A 21,777-nucleotide genomic window follows, 5' to 3' on the forward strand; every position below is an offset into this window, starting at 1 on the left:
GCGCCGCATGAGCGCGGTTGAAAACGAGAGCGGGCGCGGCAGCGCCCGCGCCGTCGCCATTGCGTCGGCGATCGGCCGTTTCCTGGTCATCGCGGTGACGACCTACCTTGGTCTTCTCGCGGTCACCTTCTTCATCGGCCGTGTCATCCCGATCGACCCGGTGCTGGCGGTGCTCGGCGACCGGGCGCCGGCCAATGTCGTCGAGCGCACGCGCCGCGAGATGGGCCTCGACCTGCCGTTGATCGAACAATTCTACATCTATGTGAAGAATGCCCTGAGCGGTGATTTCGGCACCTCGGTGCTGACCACCAATCCGGTCATGACCGACATCCGTCGTGCTTTTCCCGCAACCATCGAACTGGCGACGTTGGGAACACTGATCGGCTCGTTCATCGGCGTGCCGCTCGGCGTGCTGGCGGCGGTCAGGCGCGGCAGCATCATCGACCAGATCGTGCGCATTATCGGCCTGATCGGCTATTCCGTGCCGATCTTCTGGCTCGGCCTGCTGGCACTGGTGCTGTTCTACGCCAAGCTGCAATGGGTGGCTTTCCCGGCGCGGCTCGATGTCGTCTACGAATACACCTTCACGCCGATCACCGGTTTCTACCTTCTCGATTCGGCGATGCAGGGGCAATGGGATGTCTTCTGGGACGCCTACCGCCACATTGTCCTGCCGGCCTCGCTGCTCGGCTATTTTTCGCTCGCCTATATCAGCCGCATGACGCGTTCCTTCATGCTCAACGAACTCGCGCAGGAATACATCGTCGCCGCGCGTGCCAAGGGCTTGTCGGAACGGCGCATCATCTGGGCCCACGCGCTGCGCAACGCCGCCGTGCCGATGGTGACGGTGATCGCGCTCTCCTATGCCAACCTGCTCGAAGGCTCGGTGCTGACCGAAACCGTTTTTTCCTGGCCCGGCATCGGTCTCTACATCACCAATTCGCTGCAGAATGCCGATATGAATGCCGTGCTCGGCGGCACCATCGCCATCGGTTCGGTCTTCATTGGCATCAATCTTCTGTCCGATCTTCTGTACCGCGTGCTCGATCCAAGGACGAAGGCAGGATGAGCGCCGAGGCGATCCAGAGCCGTCGCGATTGGCTGCTCAGCGAGCGGCCGGCCTCCCGCATGCAGGCAAGGCTTGGCCGCGCCTATGTCGCGTGGCGGCGTTTTTCCGCCAACCGGCTGGCTTTTGTCGGGCTGCTGATCATCATCGCCCTGCTGGTCATCGCGGCCCTCGCCGGCGTGCTGGCACCCTATTCGCCGACCTTCGGCGACCTGAAGAACGCGCGGCTGCTGGCGCCGAGTTCCGGGCACTGGTTCGGGACGGACGACCTCGGCCGCGATATCCTTTCGCGCATCCTCTACGGCTCGCGCTGGACGCTCTACGTCGTCATCCTGGTCGCCATCATCGCCGCACCCATCGGCCTGCTGGTCGGAACCGTCGCCGGTTATGCCGGCGGCTGGACCGATGCCATCTTGATGCGCATCACCGATGTCTTCCTCGCCTTCCCCAAGCTGGTCCTGGCGCTGGCCCTCGTCGCCGCGCTCGGCCCCGGCATCGAGAACGCGGTGCTGGCGATAGCCATCACCTCCTGGCCGCCCTATGCGCGAATTGCGCGCGCGGAAACGCTGACGGTGCGCAATTCCGATTACATCAAGGCAGTACAACTGATGGGTGCCTCGCCCTTCCGCATCGTGCTGCGCCACATCATGCCGCTCTGCATCTCCTCGCTGATCGTCCGGGTGACGCTCGACATGGCCGGCATCATTCTGATCGCCGCCGGCCTCGGTTTCCTCGGCCTCGGCGCGCAGCCGCCGCTGCCCGAATGGGGCACCATGATCGCGTCGGGCCGCCGCTTCATTCTCGACCAGTGGTGGGTGGCCGGCGCGCCCGGCTTCGCCATCCTCATCGTCAGCCTCGGCTTCAACCTGCTTGGCGACGGCTTGCGCGATGCCCTCGATCCGCGGAGCGGTGACCAATGAGCGACACCCTGCTCGACGTCGACGATCTTAGGGTCGATTTTCCGACGCGCACCGGCCTGGTCCGGGCGGTGCGCGGCGTGTCCTTCACGCTAGGCCGCGAGCGGCTCGGCATCGTCGGCGAAAGCGGCTCGGGAAAATCGCAGACCGGCCGCGCCATCATGGGCCTGACGCCGCCGCAGGCCAGGATATCGGCCAAAAAATTGGCCTTCGACGGCATTGACCTGCTCGGCATCTCGCCGCGTCAGCGCCGGGCATTGCGGGGCAACCGCATCGCCATGATCCTGCAGGATCCGAAATATTCGCTCGACCCGGTGATGAGCATCGGCCGGCAGATCGTCGAAACCCTGCGCACGCATGAAAAGGTCTCCAAGGCCGAGGCGCGCGAGCGTGCGCTGGCCATGCTGGAGGCGGTCCAGATCCGCGATCCCAAGCGGGTCTTCGACCTGCACCCGCATGAAGTCTCCGGCGGCATGGGCCAGCGCGCCATGATCGCCATGATGCTGATCGCCGGACCGGAAATGATGATCGCCGACGAGCCGACCTCGGCGCTCGACGTCACCGTGCAACTCGACGTGCTCGGCATCCTCGATAAATTGGTCAGCGATCGCGGCATGGGCCTGATCTTCATTTCGCATGATCTGCGCCTGGTCTCGTCCTTCTGCGATCGCGTCATCGTCATGTATGCCGGCAAGGTGGTCGAGCAGCTCAAGGCCTCCGAACTCGGCCAGGCCCAGCATCCCTACACGCGCGGCCTGCTCAACTGCATGCCCAGGATCGGCTTCGAGCGTCACCCCCTGCCTGTGCTCGACCGCAAGCCGGAGTGGGCGGCATGACAGCTGCGATCACCGTCGACGGGCTGGAAGTGATCTTCGACCGGTTTCGCGCGCTGAAAGGCGTCAGCCTCGAAGTCAGGTCAGGCGAATCCTTCGGCCTGGTCGGCGAGAGCGGTTCCGGCAAATCGACGCTGCTCAGGGCGATCGCCGGCCTTGCGCCGGTCGCTTCGGGCAGCATCACCGTCAACGGCAAGACGCTCGGCGCGCGCCGCGACAAGGCCTTTTATCGCGAAGTGCAGATGGTCTTCCAGGATCCTTATGGCTCGCTGCACCCGCGCCAGACCGTCGACCGGCTGCTGCAGGAGCCGCTTGCCATTCATGGTTTTGCCGATGGCGAAAAGCGCATAGAACGCGCGCTCGATGAAGTCGGTCTCGGCAACGGTTTCCGCTTCCGCTACGCACATCAATTGTCGGGTGGCCAGCGCCAGCGTGTGGCGATCGCACGCGCGCTGATCCTCGAGCCGTCAATCCTGCTGCTCGACGAGCCGACCTCGGCGCTGGATGCCTCGGTGCAGGCCGAAGTGCTCAACCTTTTGGAAGAGGTCCGCCGACGGCGCAAGCTGACCTTCCTGATGGTCAGCCACGACCTCGCCATCATCACCCATATGTGCGAGCGGTTGATGGTGATGCAAAGCGGCGAGGCGGTCGAGAACCTCACGGCAGCCCAACTCGTCGCGCACCGCGTGACCGAGGATTATACGCGCAATCTGCTGAGAGCGAGCGATGGCTTCGTGAGGGCGTAGCCAAACTTAATAAATAGACTTCCTTGGCGCCGGCGCCACGCGAGCGTCAGGCCGCTCCGCCCTCAGGCAAGGCTTCGCTGTGTCCAGCTTGGCTCGATTGCTTCGGCTCCTTGATCCTGAACCACGTCACATAAAGCGCCGGCAGGAACAGCAGCGTGATCGCCGTGCCCGCGATGATGCCGCCCATCATGGCATAGGCCATCGGACCCCAGAACACTTCGCGTGCGATCGGGATGAGCGCCAGGCTGGCGGCGGCCGCCGTCAGCGCGATCGGCCGCATGCGGTGTTCGGTCGCCTCGATGACGGCCGCCCAGCGATCCTTGCCCTCGGCGACGAGGTCCTCGATCTGCACGATCAGGATGACCGAGTTGCGTATCAGGATGCCGATCAGCGCCAGCACGCCGAGGATGGCGACGAAGCCGAGCGGCGCGCCGCTCGGCACCAGGGCCGCGACCACGCCGATCAGCCCGAGCGGCGCCACCGCCACCACCAGGAACAGGCGCTGGAAGCTCTGCAACTGGATCATCAGGATCGTGGCCATGACGAAGAGCATCAGCGGCACCACGGCCGCGATCGGACCCTGGCTCTTGGCGCTTTCCTCGACCGAGCCCGCGGTCTCGACAGAATAGCCCGGCGGCAGCTTGGCGATAAAGGCATCGACCGATGGCTTCAGCTCGTTGACCACGGTGGCCGGCAGCACGTCGCCGACCAGTCCGGCGCGCACGGTGATCGTCGGAATGCGATCGCGTCGCCATACTGTCGGCTGCTCCAGCTCGTAGCGGAAGTTGGCCACCGCCGCGAGCGGGATCGCCTCGCCGGTGCTGGTCGGCAACTGCATGTTCTGCAGCGTCCCGATCGAGCCGCGTTCGGCATCGCGTGAGCGCGCCACGACATTGATCAGATAGGTGGCGTCGCGCACCTGCGTGATGGTGGCGCCGCCGACCGTGCTGTTCAGCGCGCTGGCGATGTCGGAAGAGGTGATGCCGAGCTGGCGGGCCTTGTCCTGCAGCACGTCGACCCTCAGCACGCGCTGCGGCTCGTTCCAGTCGAAGGTGGGGGCTGCCAGCTTCGGATTGGCCGAGATCACGCCGGCGAATTGCTGTGCCAGCTCGCGCACCGTCTGGATGTCGGGACCACCGACGCGGTACTGCACCGGACGGCCGACCGGCGGCCCGAGTTCGAGCAATTTGACGAAGGCGTCGGTGCCGACGAACTCCTCGCGCAGCAGCTTTTCCAGCGCCGGCTTGACCCGGTTGCGCGCCTCGATGCTCTTGGTGACGATCACGGTCTGGCCGAAATAGGGGTTGGCCGGCTGCACGTCATAGGCCAGCACGAAGCGCACCGCGCCCTCGCCGATATAGGACGAGAAATGGTCGATATCGGGATTGCCGACCAGCGCCCGCTGCTCGAAGCGCTCCATCTGGTCGCGCGTCTCGGCGATCGAGGAATTCTGCGGCAGGTTCCAGTCGACGATCAGCTCGGGCCGGTCGGAGGGCGGGAAGAACTGCTGCTGGACGAGACCGAAGCCGGCGATCGAGGCGGCAAACAACAGCACCGTGGCGATGATGGTCAGCCAGTGGTGGCGCACCGAGCCGACAAGGACGCGCCGGAACAGCGAAGTGAAGCGTCCCGGCTGGTCATGGTGTTTCGTCTTCATCGTCGCCGGCAGGATGGTGACGCCGAGCAGCGGCGCGAACAGCACCGCCACGATCCATGACACCAAAAGCGACACGGCGATGACGACGAACAGGGTGAAAGTGTATTCGCCGGCGGCACTCGAATTGAGCCCAATCGGGATGAAGCCGGCGACCGTCACCAGCGTGCCGGTCAGCATCGGGAAGGCGGTCGAGGTGTAGACATAGGTGGCCGCCTTGCGCAGATTGTCGCCGACCTCCAGCCGCGCCACCATCATCTCGACGGCGATCATCGCGTCGTCGACCAAAAGGCCGAGCGCGATGATCAGCGCGCCGAGCGAAATGCGCTGCAGCGAAATGCCGAGATAGGCCATGACCGTGAAGGTGATGGCCAGCACCAGCGGGATCGACAGCGCCACGACGAAGCCGGCCCGCATGCCGAGGCTGATGAACGATACTGCGAGCACGATGGCCACCGCCTCGAACAAAGCGCGGGTGAAGCCCGAGACGGCCTCCTCGACGATGACCGGCTGGTCGGCAACCAGATGCACGCCGACACCGACCGGCAGGTCGGCCAGCACCTTGTTCATCTCCTCATGCAGCGCCTCCCCGAACTGCAGCAGATTGGCGTTGGGCTTCATGCCGATGGCGAGCCCGATGGCATCCTGGCCGTTGAAGCGGAACAGCGCCGTTGGCGGATCGGCATAGCCGCGCGTGATCGTCGCCACGTCGCTCAGCCGGAAGAAGCGGTCGTTGACGCGCAGGTTGATGGCGCGAAGGCTGTCCTCGGAGGTGAACTGGCCGCCGACGCGCACGCTGATGCGCTCCGGTCCAGACTGGATGACGCCGGACGGCGTGATCGCGTTCTGCGCCTGCAGGCTTGCCACGATCGCCTGCTGGTTGAGGCCGAGGGCGGCGATCTGGCGGGTCGAGAACTCGAGATAGATGGCTTCGTCCTGCGCGCCGACGAGATCGACCTTGCCGGCATTGGGCACGGTCAGGACCTTGGCGCGGACATCCTCGACATAGTCGCGCAATTGGCGCGGCGTCAGCCCGTCCGATGTGAAGGCGTAGATGTTGCCGTAGACATCGCCGAAGCGGTCATTGAAGAACGGTCCCTGCACGCCTTGCGGAAGCTGTGCCTTGATGTCGTTGACCATGTTGCGCACCTGAATCCAGTTCGGCACGACATCGCGCGCCTTGGTGGTGTCCTTCAGGTTGACGAAGATGACGGTCTGGCCGGCGGTGGTGACGGATTTGGTGTAGTCGAGGCTGTCGAGTTCCTCGAGCTTCTTCTCGATGCGGTCGGTGACTTGCTGCAAGGTCTCCTTGACGGAGGCGCCCGGCCAGTTGGCCTGGATGATCATCGTCTTGATGGTGAAGTTAGGGTCTTCCTCACGGCCGAGATTGAGGTAGGAGAAGATGCCGGCCACCACGAAGACCAGCATGAAATACCAGACCATGGAGCGGTGGCTGAGCGCCCAGTCGGAGAGATTGAAGCCCTTCATCAGACGCCGCCCTCCGGCACTTTGACCTTCTGGCCTTCGCTCAGGCTGTGGACGCCCGCGGTGACGACGCGCATGCCGGCCTCCAGCCCTTCGGCGACGGTAAAGGTTGCGGCACCCTTGGCGGCCACCTTGATCTCTTTCGTGCTCACGCTCGATGTCTGCGGATCGACGATCCACACCTTGTCGGCACCGTTCTTTTCCAGCAGCGCCGAGATGGGCAGTTCGATCGTCGGCGCCACCTTGGTCACGCGGGTCGCCGTCACCGTCGAGCCGAGCCGGAAGGCCTGCGGCGGATCGGTGAGCGTCAGCTTGACGCGCCGGGTGCGGGTCGAGCCCTCGGCCTGCGGCGCGATCTCGCGCAGCTTGGCCTGGGTCTCGATCGTCGGCAGCGACTGCAGGATGACCTGGAACGGCGTGCCGGCCGTCAGATCGCCGGTCAACTGATCGGGAATATCGACCACGGCTTCGCGCAGATCCGAGCGTGCCACGGTGACGACCGTCTGGCCGGCCGAGACGGTCTGCCCGACCTCGGCGCCGACAGCGGTGACGACGCCGTCGAAATCCGAGAACAGCCTGGCGTAGCCAAGCTGCTCCTGCGATTTGGCCAGCGAAGCCTTGGCCCGCTCGACATTGGCTTCCGCGGCCTTGCGTGCCTGCTGGGCGGCGTCGAAGACGGCCTGCGAGGCGTTGGCCGAGGCAAGCAGCTGGCGCTGGCGCTCCTCGCTGGCGGCTGCGTTGGCGAACTGGGCCTCTGCATTGGAGAGCTCGGCCTTGGCTGCTTGCACCGCCAACTCCAGCGCGGTCGGGTCGAGTGCGGCGATCGTCGTGCCCTTGCTGACGATGTCGCCGACCTTGACGTCGCGCGAGACAACCCGGCCAAGCAGGCGGAAGGCAAGGTCGGCGCTGACCTGCGGCTCGACCGAGCCGGCAAAGCCGAAGGTCTGCGTTGTGCGCGGCTCGACCACTATCGACAGGACCGGCCGGATGACCTCCGGCGGCTTTTCCTCCGATTTCGAGCAGGCGGCGAGCGCGCCAAGCGCGAACAGGCCAAGCATGACAGGCCGGTTCATTGGGCCGCTCCCGATATCTCGACCGTCTGGCCAGGACTGAGCAACTGCCCGCCCGCGGTCACGACGCTCTGGCCCTCGTTCAGTCCGCCGGTGATGACGACCGTACCTGAATCGAAGGCCTGCACCTCGACCGGCGTCGACGCCACCGCCTTGGTCGAGGGGTCGACGATCCACACCGCCGGCTTGCCGGCGCTGGATGTCAGCGCCTGCCAGGGCAGCAGGATCGCCTTCGCCGGCTTGGCGCTGACCGAGCCGATGACGGCCGCCCCCAGCGGCATGCCGGCTGGCGTGCCGGCAATGCCGACCTTGACCCGGATCGAACCGGAAGCCTGGTCGACCGCCGGCGAGATTTCGCGCACCTTGCCTGTCGCCCGGACCTGCGGGTCGGACAACAATGTGATCGTCACCGCCGGCGAGGCCGGCGTCCTGGCGACCAGCGTCTCCTGCACGTTGAACACCGCATCGCGGTCACCGTCCTCGGCGACGGTGAAGACGGTTTGTGCCGCCTGCACTACCTGGCCGGTTTCGACCTGGCGGGCGGTGATGACGCCGGCGGCACCCGCCTTGAGCTCGGTGAAGGACAGATTCTGCTGGGCGTTGGCGAATGCGCTCTGCGCGGCATCGACGCTGCCTTGCGCCACCTTCAGCGCCTGGTCGGCGGCGTCATAGTCGCGCCTTGTGGTGAAGCCCTGGGCAAGCAGCGTCTTCTGCCGGTCGAAGGCGGCGGCGGACTGGGTCAGCTGCGCTCGTGCTGCATCGAGATCGGCCTGTGCGGAACGCAGGTCGGATTGCTGCTCCTGCGGATCGATGCGGGCAAGCACCACCCCCTGGTCGACATGCTGGCCGACATCGACGAGCCGCTCGGCAATGCGGCCGCCAACCCTAAACGACAGATTGTTCAGCGTGCGCGCGGCGATCACCCCGGTCAGCGAGGTTCTCGGCGCATAGTCGGCCATCGCCACCGTTTCGGTACGCACCATGATTGGCAGTTTCTTGTCCGCCGCTTCCTGCTTCTGGCAGCCGGCCAGCAGCAATGCGGCTGCGCAGGCGCACACTGCCGAGGCAATTGGAAATGACAAAAGGCTGGAGGTTTTGACGGATGGCGGCGAGACGGACGATGTCGCGTTCCTCATCATGGGCTCCCCCAGCCGCAGGTCGCTGATCGCGATGCCTCGCGGATGTCGGGAGGATAATCGATCCCCGCAAAAAGGAAACCGGCCTCGTACGCGTATCGTCCGACTGGTTAAGGCCCGGATCTTCTCGTCGCAGGCCCAATCGCCCGCCGGTGGTGCCGACTTGAGGAAAACGTGAAATAAGGTCAGAAGACACCTGATCAACGAGGACGGGCGCCGGCCCGATGAGGGATATCATGAAGAATTCAGCCATTTCCGAACGCAAAAACCAGTCGATCTCGCGCGGCGTCGGCATGACCACGCAAATCTATGCCGACCGGGCCGAAAATTCGGAAATCTGGGATGTCGAAGGCCGTCGCTATATCGACTTTTCCTCTGGCATCGCCGTCGTCAACACCGGCCACCGCCATCCCAGGGTGATCGAAGCGGTCAAGGCGCAGCTCGACCGTTTCACCCACACCTGCCACCAGGTCGTGCCCTATGAAAGCTATGTCAGGCTGGCCGAGCGGCTGAACGTAATGCTGCCCGGCAAGTTCGACAAGAAGACCATCTTCGTCACCACCGGCGCCGAGGCGGTCGAGAACGCAATCAAGATCGCCCGCAATGCCACCGGACGCCCGGCCGTCATCGCCTTCGCCGGCGGCTTCCATGGCCGCACCTTCATGGGCATGGCGCTGACCGGCAAGGTCGTGCCCTACAAGGTCGGCTTCGGCGCCATGCCGGGCGACGTCTATCACGCGCCGTTCCCGGTGCCGCTGCACGGCGTGTCGGTTGCCGATTCGCTTGCCGCACTCGACCGGTTGTTCAAGGCCGATGTCGATCCGGCCCGCGTCGCCGCCATCATTGTCGAGCCGGTTCAGGGCGAGGGCGGTTTCTACGAGGCGCCGCGCGAATTCCTGACCGCGCTGCGCAAGCTCTGCGACCAGCACGGCATGCTTTTGATCGCCGACGAGGTGCAGACCGGCTTTGCCCGCACCGGCAAGATGTTCGCGATGGATCACCACGACGTCGCGGCCGACATCACCACAATGGCCAAGAGCCTGGCCGGCGGCTTCCCGCTGTCGGCCGTCACCGGCCGCGCCGAGATCATGGATGCGCCCGGCCCCGGCGGCCTCGGCGGCACCTATGGCGGCAGCCCGATCGGCGTTGCGGCCGCGCATGCCGTGCTTGATGTGATCGAGGACGAAAAGCTGTGCGACCGTGCCAACACGCTGGGCGCGCGGCTGAAGCAGCGCCTGCAGTCGATCCGCGACGACGTGCCCGAGATCGTCGATATAAGAGGCCTCGGCTTCATGAACGCGGTCGAGTTCAACGACGTCAAGAAGGGCCTGCCGTCGGCCGAGATCGCCAACGCCATCCGGCTGAAGGCGCTCGACAAGGGCCTGATCCTGCTGACCTGCGGCGTCTACGGCAACGTCATCCGTTTCCTCGCGCCGATCACCATCCAGGATGAGGTCATGAACGAGGCGCTCGACATACTGGAGAGCTCGATCCGTGAAGTCTGCGCTGCCTGAACCACCTTACCTCCCTCTGGTGGGGAGGTCAGACCGCAGGTCCGGGTGGGGGCATTGCGCCGACCCCCACCCCGCTGCTTCGCAGCGACCCCTCCCCACAAGGGAGGGTAAGCGCGGCTATCCCGCAGCTCTTGCCGGCTCATCCTGCTGAAAGGCAGCCAGAGCCGCCTTCAACCCTTCGGGACCCATTGCCACGGTCTCCGGCGTCGGCGAGAAGCCGGCGCCGAGCATCTTGCGGCCAAGCATGTGGTCGCCGGGGCGGTTGACGGATTCGATGCCGAGCAACCGGTCGCCGGCATAATGGTAGATCGAGAACTTGTTGTCGGGCAGTTCGCCCAGCACGACTTGGCTGTCGCCGCCGGCGGTCAGTCCGACCATCTGCAGCTTCATGTCGCCAATATCGGACCAGAACCATGGCACCGCCGAATAGGCATCCGCGTGACCGGTGATCGTGCGCGCCGCGAGGCGGGCCTGGTCGGTGGCGTTCTGCACCGATTCCAGCCGCACATCGCCGCCGGTGAACCAGTGCCGGTAGGAGGCGACGTCGCCGATGGCCAGGATTTCTGGCACCGAACTGCGCATCTGGTGATCGACACGGATGCCGTTGGCGATGGCAAGGCCGGCGTCCTGCGCCAGTTCGACATTGGGCACGGCGCCGATGCCGACGATGACCATGCGCGCCGGCAGCCTTTCGCCTGACGAGGTGATCGCGGCGACGACATGGCCGTTTTCGCCTTCGAGGCTTGAAATCGAGGTGCCAGTCAGGATGCGCACGCCGGTCGCTTCCAGCCTTTGCCGGACATGGCTCGCCACCACCGGCGCCACGGCGCGGCCAAGCAGCCGGTCCACCGCTTCCACCACCGTCACCGTGCGGCCGGCCGCGCGCAGCGTCGCGGCGATCTCCAGCCCGATGAAGCCGCCACCGAGGATGACGACATCTTCGCTCCGTGCGCTCAGGTCGCGGATCCGCCGTGCATCGGCCAGCGAGCGCAGCGACAAGACGCCGGCCAGATCAGCGCCTGGCAGCGGCAGGAGGCGCGGGCGCGACCCGGTCGCCAGGATCAGATGGTCGAAGGCAAGCATGCCGCCGCCTGATATCTCCAGGCTGCGGCCGCCGACATCCATGCGCTCGATCCGCACGTCCGACCGGTAGTCGATGGCGCTGCCGGTATAGAAGGCCTCACCCCGAAGCGGTTGCGGCTTGGCCTCGGCATCCTTGATGAAGGTCTTCGACAGCGGCGGCTTATGGTAGGGCAGTTCGTTCTCGTCACTGATGAGGATCACCGGCCCGTCATAGCCGTCCTCGCGCAGACTGGCGGCCGCTTGCACGCCCGCATGACCCGCACCGACAATGACCACGCCGTTCTTCATCGCGTCCCAAATCCTGATTCGATCCTAGGATCTCTCGGCAGGTGGCAATTGTCTGGCGCCGCCGCAAGAGAGCGTTTGCGGGTCGCACCCGGAACGGCGGCTGTCAATCGTACAGTTCGACAGCGAAGCCGGCGCAGCCGAGGTGTAAAGTTGACTTCTGTAGTTTAGAATAATTCTAAACTATTGTTTCAATTGGCTTTTCCCGCAGATTGTCGTTGACTTCCATCGGCGTCGAAGCTTTATGGGACCCTGCGTATTGGCGCATCCCTTTGATGTCTGGGCCTTGAACCCGTTCGATTGGAGGCATTTTGGTGTCGTTCTTCCCTGAACCGCGCAATGGCGCGGCAAGTCTTGGCGCTTTTGGCAACGACGTGGCCCCGCGCCGGTCGCCGCGCGCGCCGCTTATGGAATTTCCGAGAAACTGGAGAGTGATGATGACAGCACGATATGGCGGCAGGCTGGCGGCGATTGGTGCCACGGCGCTGCTGACGGCGGCGGTGTTCGTGCTGCCTGCCAAGGCGGAAACCGACGCGAAAGCGGTCATCAGGACCTATTCCGACATCGCGCTTGCCAAATATGAGGATTCGTTGACCACGGCGCAGGCTCTCGACGAGGCGGTCGATGCGCTGCTGGCCAACCCGTCGGCGGAAACGCTCAATGCCGCCCGCGCCGCCTGGAAGGCATCGCGCGTTCCCTACCAGCAGACCGAGGTCTACCGCTTCGGCAACAAGATCGTCGACGACTGGGAAGGCGAGGTGAATTCCTGGCCGCTGGACGAAGGCCTGATCGACTATGTCGCCAAGAGCTACGGCACGGAATCGGACACGAATTCGCTCTATACGGCCAATGTGATCGCCAACAAGGAAATCGAGATCAACGGCAAGAAGGTCGATGCCTCGAAGCTTTCGCCGGAATTCCTCTCCGGCACGCTGCAGCAAGCCGGCGGCGTCGAGGCCAATGTCGCCACCGGCTATCACGCCATCGAATTCCTGCTCTGGGGCCAGGACCTGCACGGCACCGGCCCGGGCGCCGGCGAGCGCCCTTACACCGACTACGACCTCAAGAACTGCACCGGCGGCAATTGTGACCGCCGTGCCGAATATCTGAAGTCCGCCACCACCCTTCTGGTTTCGGACCTGCGGAAGATGGTCAACGACTGGAAGGCAGACGGGGCCGCACGCAAGAACCTCGCCGATGGCGAGCCGAACACGGCGATCTCGGTCATCTTCACCGGCATGGGCTCGCTGTCCTACGGCGAACTGGCCGGTGAACGCATGAAACTCGGCTTGATGCTGCATGATCCCGAGGAGGAGCAAGACTGCTTCTCCGACAACACCTACAATTCCCACCTCTATGATGCGATAGGCATCCGCGCCGCCTACCTGGCCAGCTACCCGCGCCTCGACGGCACCGTCGTTTCCGGACCTTCGGTGCATGACATGGTCAAGGCGGCCGATCCTGCGATCGACAAGGAGCTGTCTGACAAGCTCGACGTCAACGTCGCCAAGATGGAGGCGATCAAGGCGCGGGCCGAGGCCGGCGAGGCCTATGACCAGCAGATCGCCGAGGGTAACGCTGCGGGCAACGCCACCGTGCAGGCGGCGATCGACGCCCTGATCGATCAGACCAAATCGATCGAGCGTGCCGTCGGCTCGCTGAAACTCAACGCCATCGCCTTCGAAGGCTCCGACAGCCTCGACGCACCCGACAAGGTGTTCAAGTAAGCGCCGAAACCTGGAGCCCGGTCGGAAGCTGATAATCGGCTTCGAAATGGGCTCCGGGACCAGAACAAGCCACACGGCGCGGGAGGCGCCGTCAGCCATCCGAGCCCTGTAAATGCTGATCTGCCATTGCAATGTCATCACCGAGAAGGAGATCGAGCAGACGATCATCGGGCTGCTGGACCTGGACCCCTGGCAACTCATCGTGCCGGCCAAGGTCTATCACGCGATGCAAAAGCGTGGCCGCTGTTGCGGCTGTTTCCCAAATGTGGTCGAAACGATCATTCGGGTTACCGAAAATTACCACGCCCGCTCGGAGGCGAGCGGCGCCGATGTCGTTTCACACCTGGATCGCGTCAGAGGCCTGCGCGTCCAATACGGGAGCAGAACCCATGAAAGGCGAAAGTCTGATCATCGAGCGGCTTAACGAGGCGCTTTTCCTGGAGCTTGGAGCCGTCAATCAATATTGGGTGCATTTCCGTCTGCTGGAGGATTGGGGGTACACGAAGCTGGCCAAGAAGGAGCGGGCGGAATCGATCGAGGAGATGCACCACGCCGACAGGCTCATCGCCCGGATCATCTTCCTTGAAGGCCATCCGAACCTGCAGTCCGTGGCGCCGCTGCGCATCGGGCAGAATGTCAAGGAAGTGCTCGAATCCGACCTTGCCGGCGAATATGACGCGCGCACGGCCTACAAGCGTTCGCGCGAAATCTGCCATGAGGTGGGCGACTACGTGACGATGAAACTGTTTGAGGATCTGCTGGCTGACGAGGAAGGTCACATCGACTTCCTCGAGACGCAGCTCGACCTGCTCGCCTCGATCGGCGAGGAGAAGTACGGCCAGCTCAACGCCGACTCGGCCAACGAGGCGGAGTAAAGGCATGCGGGAATGCGGCGCCTGCTAGAATTATCCCGCCGCTTGCGGCGGGCCGATGGCTCGCCGTTTCACCTGAAGAGACCAGCCGGACTGGCTCGTCGGCGCTGCACCATTCTCGTGTTGGCGCTGACATCGCCCGCGATTGCCGGCGAGCTTCAGCCGGCCGGACTCGCCACGACGCGCAGCGACCTCAATGCCAAGGATCAGGCGCGCGTCACCGCCGTCACCAAGTTGACCACGGATTTCTCCAAACCCGAGCCGTTCGAACTGATGCAAGGCGGCGCCGGCACGTCTGAGAAAGACGTCAGCCGCGACGCCTTCTCGCAATCCTCGGCCAACATCAGCTTCGAGCAACAGGGCACTTTCAAGCTCGGCGACGCCCTGTTCCGCAAGAACTGGGTGTCGTCGCCATCTTCGACGCAGGCGTCGGACGGGCTGGGTCCGCTGTTCAACGAACGCGCCTGCCAGAACTGCCATCTGAAGGACGGCCGCGGTCGCCCGCCGCAAGGCGATATCGGCACCACCTCGATGTTCCTGCGGCTGGCGCGCGACGCCAGCAGCGCAGAGGAAAAGTCGGCCATTGCCGACCGCGATCTGCCCAATTTCCCCGACCCGGTCTACGGGACGCAGTTGCAGGAGCTGGCCGTGCCCGGCTTGCGCGGCGAAGGCCGGATGCGCGTCGATTATCAGGAACGGCAGGTGACGCTGGCGGACGGCACGGCGGTTTCCCTGCGCAAGCCCAGCTACTCCGTCACCGATCTCGCTTATGGGCCGCTTGATCCGCGCACCACGCTGTCGCCGCGCCTGACGCCGCCGATGATCGGCCTTGGCCTGATCGAGCAGATCGCGCCGGCTGACATTCTTGCTCATGCCGATCCGGAAGACCGCGACAATGACGGCATCTCCGGCAAGCCGAACATCGTGCGTGACAGGCTGAGTGGCGAACTGACGCTTGGCCGTTTCGGCTGGAAAGCACAGACCGCGACGATCCGCCAGCAGGCGGCGGACGCCTTCGCCGGTGATATCGGCATCTCGACGCCGGAACAACCAAAGCACTGGGGCGATTGCACCACCGCACAGGCAAAATGCCTGGCCATGCCGAATGGCGTGCAGGCGCGCCTCGGTCCGGTCGAGGCGCCGCCGCCAGTGATGGCTCTCGTCACCTTCTATTCGCAGAACCTGGCGGTGCCGGCGCGCCGCGATCTCGCCGCGCCTGGCGCGCTCGCCGGCAAGAAGCTCTTTTACGAGATCGGCTGCGTTTCCTGCCACACGCCGAAATTCGTCACTCGTCGGGATGCGCCTGACAAAGCGCAGGCCTTCCAGCTGATCTGGCCCTATTCCGATTTCCTGCTGCACGACATGGGACCCGACCTGGCCGACGGCCAGGCGGTGGGCGATGCGACGGGAAGCGAATGGCGCACCCCGCCGCTGTGGGGCATCGGCCTCACCGAAACCGTCAACGGCAATTCCTTCTTTCTGCATGATGGCCGCGCGCGCAGCCTGACCGAGGCGATCCTGTGGCATGGTGGCGAGGCGCGGAAGGCGCGCGACCGCTTTGCCGCCGCCAACGCGGCCGAGCGCGATGCGCTGGTCAAATTCCTGGAGTCACTGTGATGCTGAAGCGCTCTGCACTGGTTCTCGTTCTTCCGCTGGCTCTGCTCGGTGTTTTCCCGGCCTCGGCGGCGGTGAAAGCCTCCGACATCATCCAGCGGGCAATCGACGGCTTTGTCCGTCCGGCCTATGCCGATCTGCACCAGCATGCGGAAGCGTTGACGCATGCGATGCACAAGCTCTGTGAAGCGCCCTCGCAAGGAGAGCTGGATGCGGTGCGGGCCGAATTCTCGGCCACGGTCTATGCCTGGTCGTCGGCCGAAATCATCGGTTTCGGCCCGATCAAGGAGAACAATCGGCTGGAGCGCATCCTCTACTGGCCGGATCGCAAGAGCATAGGCCTGAAACAGGTGCAGGCGGCGCTGGCGGACAAGGATTCGACGGCGACCGATCCGAAACAACTGGCCGGCAAGAGCGTCGCCATGCAGGGGCTCGGCGCGCTGGAGTTCGTGCTTTTCGGCGACGGCGCCGACGCGCTGGCGGGCAAGGACGATCCCTATCGCTGCGCCTATGGCGCGGCGGTTGCCGGCAATATCGAAACCATGGCCGGTGACGTCAGCGCGGCCTGGAACAAGCCGGACGGCTTTGCCGCGCTTTGGGCCAATCCGGGACCGCAGAACGCGCTCTACCGCGACGGCAACGAAGCGGTCACCGAACTGGTCGGCGTTTTCATCAACGAGCTGGAGATGGTCAGGGATGTCCGCCTGAAAGGTTTCCTTGGCGGCAAGCCGGATTCGGACAAGCCGAAACAGGCAATCTACTGGCGCTCGCAAAACACCGCCAATGCGCTGGCCGGAAATCTCGCCGGCGTCGACGCGCTGTTCCAGGCCTCGAAACTTGGCGATGCGCTACCGCCCGATGCACGCTGGATGGCGGAGTCCATCCACATCCAGCTGGTCAACGGCGTCGCCACCGCGAAATCGATCCAGGGTCCGATCGACAAGACGCTCGCCGACCCCGCGCTGCGCGAAAAGCTCGAGCATTTCGCGCTGATCACCTCCAGCCTGTCGACCCTGATCGGCACCCGGCTGACCGCCGAATTCGGCCTGACCGCCGGGTTTTCGTCATTGGATGGGGACTGAGCATGCGCACGCCGCTCATCGATCGCCGGGATTTCCTGAGGGTTGCGGGCATCGGCTTCGCTGCCGCGATGGCGCCGTCGGCCTGGGCGAAGACGCTTGCTGTCGACGCCGTCTTCGCCACCGCTTTCCTCAAGCGCGACGGCGGTTTTGGCGCCGCCGTGCTGTCCGAGGCCGGCAAGGTGCTGCATGCGATCGACCTGCCCGATCGCGGCCACGACGTCGCTTTTGATCCCCTGTCGAAGCGCTCGGTGGTCTTCGCCCGCCAGCCCGGTACCTTCGCCGTCGTTTTCGATCATTCGGGCCGTGAGGCGCCGCAGACCATCGCCAGCATTGCCGGCAGGCATTTCTTCGGCCATGGCGTGTTCTCGCCCGACGGCGCCCTGCTCTATGCCACCGAGAACGATTTCGACAATGCGGCCGGCGTCGTCGGCGTCTACGATGCACGCGCGAAATTCAGCCGCATCGGCGAATTCCCGACCTATGGCGTGGGCCCGCACGAGCTCCTGCTCATGGGCGACGGCCGGACGATCGCGGTCGCCAATGGCGGCATCGAGACCCATCCCGACTATGGCCGCGCCGAGCTCAACATCGCCACAATGAAGCCATCCTACGTGCTCATCGACCGCGTCACCGGCGACCTCGTCGAAAGGCATGAATTGCCGGCTTCCCTGCACCAGCTGTCGATCCGCCACATGGATGCCGACCCGTCCGGCACCGTCTGGTTTGGCTGCCAGTACCGGGGGCCGGGCACCGATCGTCCGCTGCTGGTCGGCCGCGCCGTGCGCGGCAAGGAGTTGCAGCTTCTCGACATGCCGCAGGACGTGCTGTCCGGCTTCCGCAACTATATCGGCTCGGTCGCCACCAACGCGACCGCCGGCACCGTCGCCGTCTCGTCGCCGGAAGGCAATTCGCTTGTCGTGATCGACGCGGCCAGCGGCCGGGTCGTTTCGTCCAGCGCGCTGGTCGAGGTCTGTGGCCTGGCGCCGGACGGATCGGGCTTCATGGCCACCACCGGCGCCGGCGAGATTATCGAGGGCAGCGGCGCGACACGGTCAGAGCCGGACTATGTCTGGGACAACCACATGCTGCGCATCGAACAGGTCTGACAGCCCGCTGGCGGAACCGAAGCCGCTTAACAAATTATGCTTGCGGTGGCGCGCCCTGGCGGGCACAGGGAAGTGTTTCTCGGAACCGGTCGTTTCATGAAAGTGCTTGCCATCGACTGTGCCGCCAGCCTCTGCGCCGCCTGCGTCTACGACGCGGCGGCCGGGCGAGAGCTTGGCCGTGCGGTGCTCGATCTCGGCAAGGGCCATGCCGAGCACCTGATGGCGGTCATCGCCGAGGCGCTGAAGGCCGCCGCAACCGACTACCCTGGCCTTGGCGCCATTGCCGTTTCCGTCGGCCCCGGTTCCTTCACCGGCCTGCGCGTCGGTGTCTCCACGGCGCGTGGCCTGGCGCTGGCGCTGAAAATCCCGGCGATCGGCGTGACGACGCTCGAAGCTTTGGCCGCCGAGGCCGCACTGGCATTTCCCGGCCGCGCCGTGCTGGCGGCGCTGGATGCCGGTCGCGAGGAAATCCATGCAGCACTGTACGATAGAGCGTTAGTTTTGACTTACGGTCCAGCAGTGACCACGCTGCCGGAAGTCAGTGCCTTGGCGAGGGAGACCTCTGCGGCGCTTGCCGGAACTGCGGCAGTGCAGATCGCCGAATCGGTGGGCCGGCGTTCCGATATCGGGCCTCAGACGGCGACCGCTGATGTTCTCACCTACGCCCGTCTGGCCGCCGCCAAAGGCGAGGGCGAAAGGCCGAAACCACTTTACCTGCGCGGCGCGGATGCAAAGCCGCAAGCCGGATTTATTCTTTCGAGGCAACAAAATTGATGCGCATACCTTTTCTGCAGCCGCGCCGCCGGGACTATGCTCTCGAGCCGCTCAGGATCACCGACAGCCCTGCGGTCTCGGTGCTGCATCGCGAGGACTTTGTCCGTCCGTGGACCGATGGCGAGTTCGCCGCCCTGCTCGAGCAGGACACCGTGTTCGGTTACGCCGCGCGCGAGACCGGGCAGGGGGCCAAGCCGCCCGTCGGCTTTGTGCTCGCCCGCCTGGCCGCCGGCGAGGGCGAGATCCTGACGGTCGCGGTGGCGCGATCGCACCGCCGCCAGGGACTGGGCTGGCAATTGATGGATGCGGTGCTGCGCGAACTGCACGCACAGCGCGCCGAAGCGCTGTTCCTCGAGGTCGACGAGACCAATGTCGCCGCGATCGCCCTCTACCGTCGGCTGGGCTTCCGCGAAGTCGGCAAGCGCCCGGACTACTACAAGTCGCCCGATCGCGGGCCGACCGGCGCGCTTGTCATGCGCCGCGATCTTCGCTAGCCAGAGGTCGGGTAGGGCCAGGACAGCATGATCGGAAAAATCAGGATTTTCCTGGCCTTGGGCCTTGTCGTCGCCGGCTCGCTGGTCCTGGTGCCATTGCAGATCCTGTCGATGAAGACCGGCTGGTGGCCGGAAACCGTCATTCTCAAGATCTGGCACCGGCTGATCCTCAGGGCGCTCGGCATGCGCGTCCATGTCAAGGGAACGCTGTCCGACAAGCGCCCCTTGCTGGTGGCCTCGAACCACATCTCGTGGACCGACATCATGGTGCTTGGGTCCTTTGCCGATGTGAAGTTCATCGCCAGGGCCGATATGGAAGGCTGGCCGCTGATCGGCATGCTGTCGAAACTGCAGCGAACCGTCTTCATCGAGCGCGAACGCAAGCGTTCTTCCGGCGACCAGGCAAGCGAGATCGCCAGTCGCATGGCCAAGGGCGATGCCATGGTGCTGTTTGCCGAGGGGTCGACCGGCGACGGCAATGCCGTCCTGCCGTTCAAGAGCACGCTGTTCGGTGCGGCCTCGATGGCGCTTTCGGAGGGCGCGGCCGAGCAGGTGTTCATCCAGCCGGTGGCGATCGCCTATACGCGCCTGCACGGCGTGCCGCTCGGCCGCCGCCATCGGCCGATCTCGGCCTGGATCGGCGACGAGGATCTGATTCCGCACCTCAAGGTGCTGATGGCGGAGGGCGCGCTCGACGTCGAAGTGCATTTCGGCGAGCCGGTCGCGTTTGCCAAGGGCTCGAACCGCAAGGAAACGGCCAGGCTGATGGAAAGCCAGGTGCGCGGGATGATGCAGGCGGCACTCGCCGATCCGCGCCCGAGCCGCTAGCCTGGATCCTGCGCCTGCGCGTGCGCGCCGAGAATCGTCTGTTTTTTGTCACGGAAAGGCGTTAGAAGCCGCCGGATGGACTTGAACACGATTGAAAGCGACGACATCGGCAGTGTGGCCGGACAGCCGGCAGTGCGCGCCAAGGCAGCGAAGAAGGTCTTCATCAAGACCTATGGCTGCCAGATGAACGTCTATGATTCACAGCGCATGGGCGATGCGCTGGCCGCCGACGGCTACACCGCGACCGATGCCATCGACGAGGCCGACCTGGTGCTGCTCAATACCTGCCACATCAGGGAGAAAGCGGCGGAGAAGGTCTATTCCGAGCTCGGCCGCATCCGCGACATGAAGGCGGAGCGCGCCATTGCCGGCCGCGAAATGCTGATCGGCGTCGCTGGCTGCGTGGCGCAGGCCGAGGGTGCCGAGATCATCAGGCGCTCGCCGGCCGTCGACCTTGTCATCGGGCCGCAGACCTATCACCGTCTGCCCGACGTGCTGGCGAGGGTGCGCGGCGGCGAGAAGATCGTCGAGACCGACTACGCCATCGAAGACAAGTTCGACCATCTGCCGCAGCCCAAGCGCGCCGAGGTCATCAAGCGCGGCGTCACCGCCTTCCTCACCGTGCAGGAAGGCTGCGACAAGTTCTGCACCTTCTGCGTGGTGCCCTATACAAGGGGCTCGGAAGTGTCGCGACCGGTGGCGCAGATCGTCGCCGAGGCCGAGCGGCTGGCGGAGGCTGGCGTGCGCGAGGTGACGCTGCTCGGCCAGAACGTCAATGCCTGGCACGGCCAGGGCGCGAACGGCGAGGAATGGGGCCTTGGCCGCCTGCTGTTCCGGCTGGCCGAAATTCCTGGACTGGCGCGGCTGCGCTACACCACGAGCCACCCGCGCGACATGGATGACGAGCTCATATCAGCCCACCGTGACCTGCCGTCGCTGATGCCTTATCTGCATCTGCCGGTGCAATCGGGGTCCGACCGCATCCTCAAGGCGATGAACCGCAGGCATACGGCCAGGGATTATCTGGCCCTGCTCGATCGCATCCGTGCCGCACGTCCCGATATCGCTTTGTCCGGTGACTTCATCGTCGGCTTCCCCGGCGAGACGGAGGCCGATTTCGAGGCGACGATGGACCTGGTGCGCCAGGTGAACTACGCCTCGGCCTTTTCGTTCAAATATTCGCCGCGCCCCGGCACGCCGGGCGCCGAAATGGCCGATCATGTGCCCGAAACAGTCAAGGACGAGCGCTTGCAGCGGCTGCAGGCACTGCTGTTGAAGCAACAGCAGGACTTCGGTTCCAGCCTGGTCGGCAGCACCATCGACACGCTGATCGAGAAGCCCGGCCGGCAGGCCGGCCAGAAGGTCGGCCGCTCACCTTGGCTGCAGCCGGTTATTGTTGATGAAAAGGCCGGCGAAATCGGTGACATTATCCAGGTGCGAATCACGAAGACGGGCTACAATAGCCTGTTCGCCGAATTGGCCTGATGGTCT

General features: G+C 64.9%; 19 protein-coding genes. 15 read left to right on the forward strand and 4 right to left on the reverse strand.

The window, feature by feature from the left end; genetic code table 11:
• The first annotated feature begins 7 nt into the window (after positions 1-7).
• From FJV80_RS18940 to FJV80_RS18955, 4 genes are read left to right on the forward strand one after another with little or no spacing between them, the layout of a single operon-like run.
• Positions 8-1,069, forward strand: coding sequence for an ABC transporter permease (locus tag FJV80_RS18940; RefSeq protein WP_095771802.1), 1,062 nt, complete (start codon positions 8-10; stop codon positions 1,067-1,069).
• On the forward strand, positions 1,066-1,986 hold the full coding sequence (gene nikC / locus FJV80_RS18945) for a nickel transporter permease (RefSeq protein ID WP_142877117.1): 921 nt from the start codon (positions 1,066-1,068) through the stop codon (positions 1,984-1,986). Before FJV80_RS18940 ends, nikC begins: the two co-directional genes overlap by 4 nt.
• Positions 1,983-2,819 (forward strand): ABC transporter ATP-binding protein, encoded by an 837-nt coding sequence (locus FJV80_RS18950; protein ID WP_095791917.1) that lies wholly within the window; start codon positions 1,983-1,985, stop codon positions 2,817-2,819. Before nikC ends, FJV80_RS18950 begins: the two co-directional genes overlap by 4 nt.
• A complete protein-coding gene (locus tag FJV80_RS18955) occupies positions 2,816-3,562 on the forward strand; it encodes an ABC transporter ATP-binding protein (RefSeq protein WP_095771965.1) in 747 nt (248 codons plus the stop codon). The genes FJV80_RS18950 and FJV80_RS18955 overlap by 4 nt, the downstream gene beginning before the upstream one ends.
• A 46-nt stretch (positions 3,563-3,608) precedes the next feature.
• Here the strand turns inward: FJV80_RS18955 and FJV80_RS18960 are convergent, their stop codons facing one another.
• Genes FJV80_RS18960 through FJV80_RS18970 form a run of 3 tightly spaced genes read right to left on the reverse strand, consistent with a single transcriptional unit; the run spans position 3,609 to position 8,910 of the window.
• Positions 3,609-6,704, reverse strand: a complete 3,096-nt coding sequence (locus tag FJV80_RS18960; protein WP_142877118.1) for an efflux RND transporter permease subunit — start codon at positions 6,702-6,704, stop codon at positions 3,609-3,611.
• Positions 6,704-7,774 carry an efflux RND transporter periplasmic adaptor subunit gene (locus FJV80_RS18965; protein ID WP_142877119.1) on the reverse strand — a complete coding sequence of 357 codons (1,071 nt, stop codon included), beginning with the start codon at positions 7,772-7,774 and terminating at the stop codon, positions 6,704-6,706. Before FJV80_RS18965 ends, FJV80_RS18960 begins: the two co-directional genes overlap by 1 nt.
• Positions 7,771-8,910, reverse strand: a complete 1,140-nt coding sequence (locus FJV80_RS18970; protein ID WP_142877120.1) for an efflux RND transporter periplasmic adaptor subunit — start codon at positions 8,908-8,910, stop codon at positions 7,771-7,773. Before FJV80_RS18970 ends, FJV80_RS18965 begins: the two co-directional genes overlap by 4 nt.
• Positions 8,911-9,143: 233 nt before the next feature.
• On the opposite strand from FJV80_RS18970, the gene FJV80_RS18975 reads away from it, so the two are divergent.
• A complete protein-coding gene (locus FJV80_RS18975; RefSeq protein WP_142877121.1) occupies positions 9,144-10,421 on the forward strand; it encodes a 4-aminobutyrate--2-oxoglutarate transaminase in 1,278 nt (425 codons plus the stop codon).
• Positions 10,422-10,538: 117 nt separating this feature from the next.
• Here the strand turns inward: FJV80_RS18975 and FJV80_RS18980 are convergent, their stop codons facing one another.
• Positions 10,539-11,792, reverse strand: coding sequence for an FAD-dependent oxidoreductase (locus FJV80_RS18980; RefSeq protein WP_142877122.1), 1,254 nt, complete (start codon positions 11,790-11,792; stop codon positions 10,539-10,541).
• A gap of 434 nt (positions 11,793-12,226) precedes the next feature.
• On the opposite strand from FJV80_RS18980, the gene FJV80_RS18985 reads away from it, so the two are divergent.
• From FJV80_RS18985 to miaB, 10 genes are all read left to right on the forward strand, one after another.
• On the forward strand, positions 12,227-13,516 hold the full coding sequence (locus tag FJV80_RS18985; RefSeq protein WP_142877123.1) for an imelysin family protein: 1,290 nt from the start codon (positions 12,227-12,229) through the stop codon (positions 13,514-13,516).
• A 112-nt stretch (positions 13,517-13,628) separates the two neighbouring features.
• A complete protein-coding gene (locus FJV80_RS18990) occupies positions 13,629-13,940 on the forward strand; it encodes a (2Fe-2S)-binding protein (protein ID WP_142877124.1) in 312 nt (103 codons plus the stop codon).
• Positions 13,906-14,391: a bacterioferritin gene (gene bfr, locus FJV80_RS18995; protein ID WP_019863056.1), complete on the forward strand. Its 486-nt coding sequence runs from the start codon at positions 13,906-13,908 to the stop codon at positions 14,389-14,391. The genes FJV80_RS18990 and bfr overlap by 35 nt, the downstream gene beginning before the upstream one ends.
• 12 nt (positions 14,392-14,403) lie before the next feature.
• Positions 14,404-16,005 (forward strand): di-heme oxidoredictase family protein, encoded by a 1,602-nt coding sequence (locus FJV80_RS19000; protein WP_142877125.1) that lies wholly within the window; start codon positions 14,404-14,406, stop codon positions 16,003-16,005.
• Complete coding sequence (locus tag FJV80_RS19005) at positions 16,005-17,084, forward strand: imelysin family protein (RefSeq protein ID WP_095771811.1); 1,080 nt, start codon at positions 16,005-16,007, stop codon at positions 17,082-17,084. The genes FJV80_RS19000 and FJV80_RS19005 overlap by 1 nt, the downstream gene beginning before the upstream one ends.
• A gap of 2 nt (positions 17,085-17,086) precedes the next feature.
• Complete coding sequence (locus FJV80_RS19010; protein WP_142877126.1) at positions 17,087-18,190, forward strand: DUF1513 domain-containing protein; 1,104 nt, start codon at positions 17,087-17,089, stop codon at positions 18,188-18,190.
• 96 nt (positions 18,191-18,286) lie between these two features.
• The gene (tsaB, locus tag FJV80_RS19015) at positions 18,287-18,964 is read left to right on the forward strand and encodes a tRNA (adenosine(37)-N6)-threonylcarbamoyltransferase complex dimerization subunit type 1 TsaB (RefSeq protein ID WP_095771813.1); all 678 of its coding nucleotides are present in this window, start codon (positions 18,287-18,289) and stop codon (positions 18,962-18,964) included.
• Complete coding sequence (gene rimI / locus FJV80_RS19020; protein ID WP_010913305.1) at positions 18,964-19,458, forward strand: ribosomal protein S18-alanine N-acetyltransferase; 495 nt, start codon at positions 18,964-18,966, stop codon at positions 19,456-19,458. Before tsaB ends, rimI begins: the two co-directional genes overlap by 1 nt.
• A gap of 27 nt (positions 19,459-19,485) precedes the next feature.
• Positions 19,486-20,286 carry a 1-acyl-sn-glycerol-3-phosphate acyltransferase gene (locus FJV80_RS19025; RefSeq protein WP_142877127.1) on the forward strand — a complete coding sequence of 267 codons (801 nt, stop codon included), beginning with the start codon at positions 19,486-19,488 and terminating at the stop codon, positions 20,284-20,286.
• A gap of 75 nt (positions 20,287-20,361) precedes the next feature.
• Positions 20,362-21,771 carry a tRNA (N6-isopentenyl adenosine(37)-C2)-methylthiotransferase MiaB gene (gene miaB / locus FJV80_RS19030; protein WP_095771815.1) on the forward strand — a complete coding sequence of 470 codons (1,410 nt, stop codon included), beginning with the start codon at positions 20,362-20,364 and terminating at the stop codon, positions 21,769-21,771.
• Positions 21,772-21,777 lie beyond the last annotated feature (6 nt).

This window comes from Mesorhizobium sp. WSM4310 (genome assembly GCF_007003935.1).
Lineage (GTDB): Bacteria > Pseudomonadota > Alphaproteobacteria > Rhizobiales > Rhizobiaceae > Mesorhizobium.